At 56.4% G+C, this 1,818-nt stretch carries 1 protein-coding gene; it reads left to right on the forward strand.

Going from position 1 to position 1,818, the window contains the following annotated elements; translation table 11 throughout:
• The first annotated feature begins 177 nt into the window (after window positions 1–177).
• The gene (locus CFR80_RS17920; protein ID WP_110507835.1) at window positions 178–1,785 is read left to right on the forward strand and encodes an ISL3 family transposase; all 1,608 of its coding nucleotides are present in this window, start codon (window positions 178–180) and stop codon (window positions 1,783–1,785) included.
• Window positions 1,786–1,818 lie beyond the last annotated feature (33 nt).

A 1,818-nucleotide genomic window follows, 5' to 3' on the forward strand; every position in this document is an offset into this window, starting at 1 on the left:
CCTCTTCTTGACCGCCCGCCCGACTACGCCTGAAATAGCAGCTGGCTGGGTCAATTCCTGATGAAAAACCCGGGTCAGTTCTCGGCTCTTCCGCAAAGTCTGTGGTGCGAGGACTTGTACTGCGGAAAAGAAGCTGAGAAATCCTGAAGGTATGCAACTTTTGGGGATTTTTCTGTCGTGTCACGCTTCCGGTGCCTTGATCTTCCTCCCTCTCTCGTTGTTGATCAGGTCACGCCGAGCGACAATACGGTGCAGATTGAAGCGAGTTTGCGTGATCGCAGTGCTGTCTGTCCCGACTGTCATATCCGGACGCAGCGGATCCATAGTCTTTATCGCCGCACATTGTCGGATCTGCCCTGGCAGGGCCGTCGTGTTACGCTCCGGGTTTCCTCGTTCCGTCTTTACTGCAACACTGCTGGTTGTCGTCGCCGGACGTTTGTCATCCCGCTTTCTGATATGGCCGTGCGCTATGGGCGGCATACCATGCGCCTGACAGACCTTCACCATTATGTGGCCCATGCCCTGGGTGGGTCTGCAGGCGCAAGAATGGCAGAACGCCTGCGTTGCCCGGTCAGCGCAGACACTCTGATCCGCAGGCTCCTTTCCAGAATGTCAGGGAAGCCCCCTGCGCGGTCTCCCCGTGTTCTGGGTGTGGATGACTGGGCCTGGCGTCGGGGGCATCATTACGGCACCATCCTGGTCGATCTGGAAAAAAATGATGTGGTGAACCTGCTACCAGACCGGCAGGCGGATACCCTTGCTGCATGGCTTGTGCAAAATCCCGGTATTGAGATCATTGCCAGAGACCGGGCTGGAGCCTACGCGGATGCCTGTTACAGAGGCGCACCATCGGCCGTTCAGGTCACAGACAGATGGCATCTGCTCAGAAACCTCTCGGATGCCTTTGTAGCGGTTGTGGACCGGTATGCCCGTACAGCCAGGCAGATCACGCAGAAACTCTGTCAGTCAGCCTCCACGGATACCGGGATGCGTGCCCAGCCATCATGCCTGCAAAAAGCACAGGCGCCCACACGGAATGCGAGCCAGGCCGCACAGTCAAGGCGTGAAACCCGATTCAATGATGCCCTTGCCCTGAAAGCCGAAGGGCATGGCCTTCAGGCCATAGCTGACATGATCGGTGTCGAGCGCAAGACCCTGCGGCGTTGGTTCAGGCAGGGGCACGCCCCGACATGGCAGCGTACCACGACAAAGCCCGGCATCCTCGCGCCTTATACGGATTATCTGGACAGGCGATGGCATGAAGGATGCCATAACGCCACTACATTGTGGCGGGAGTTGGTCAGTCAGGGCTTTACCGGGAAATATGGGATTGTGTGGAAATGGTTGACGATACGACAGGCTGCGTCTCCACAACAGCGCTTCCGACGCCATGCTGTGCCTCCCCTCGGACGGAAACTGGCACGCCTCCTATTGACGGATCCTGGAACACTTGCCGATCAGCAGACCCTGTTTGTCAGGGAACTTCTTGCAGCAGAACCCCAACTGGAAAAAACGACCAGCTGGGTAAGAAAAATGCAAAATCTGCTCTGCAGGAAATCAGAAGATAACCTCAGGCTTTTACTGAAAGAAGGAAGGGATACGCTGCTCTCCCGTCTGGTTCCAGCCCTTGAACGGGATGCCGCAGCTATTCGGGCTTCTCTTGTGACATCATGGACAACCAGCCCTGTCGAGGGGCAGATCAGTCGATTGAAAATGATAAAGCGCACCATGTTCGGGAGAGCAGGATTCGAACTCCTCAGGGCACGTGTACTTCCAATCTCATAGCGCAAAAATCACCACACACTTTGCGGAAGAGCC

Origin of the sequence: Komagataeibacter oboediens (genome assembly GCF_003207815.1) — a bacterium.
GTDB lineage: Bacteria > Pseudomonadota > Alphaproteobacteria > Acetobacterales > Acetobacteraceae > Komagataeibacter > Komagataeibacter oboediens.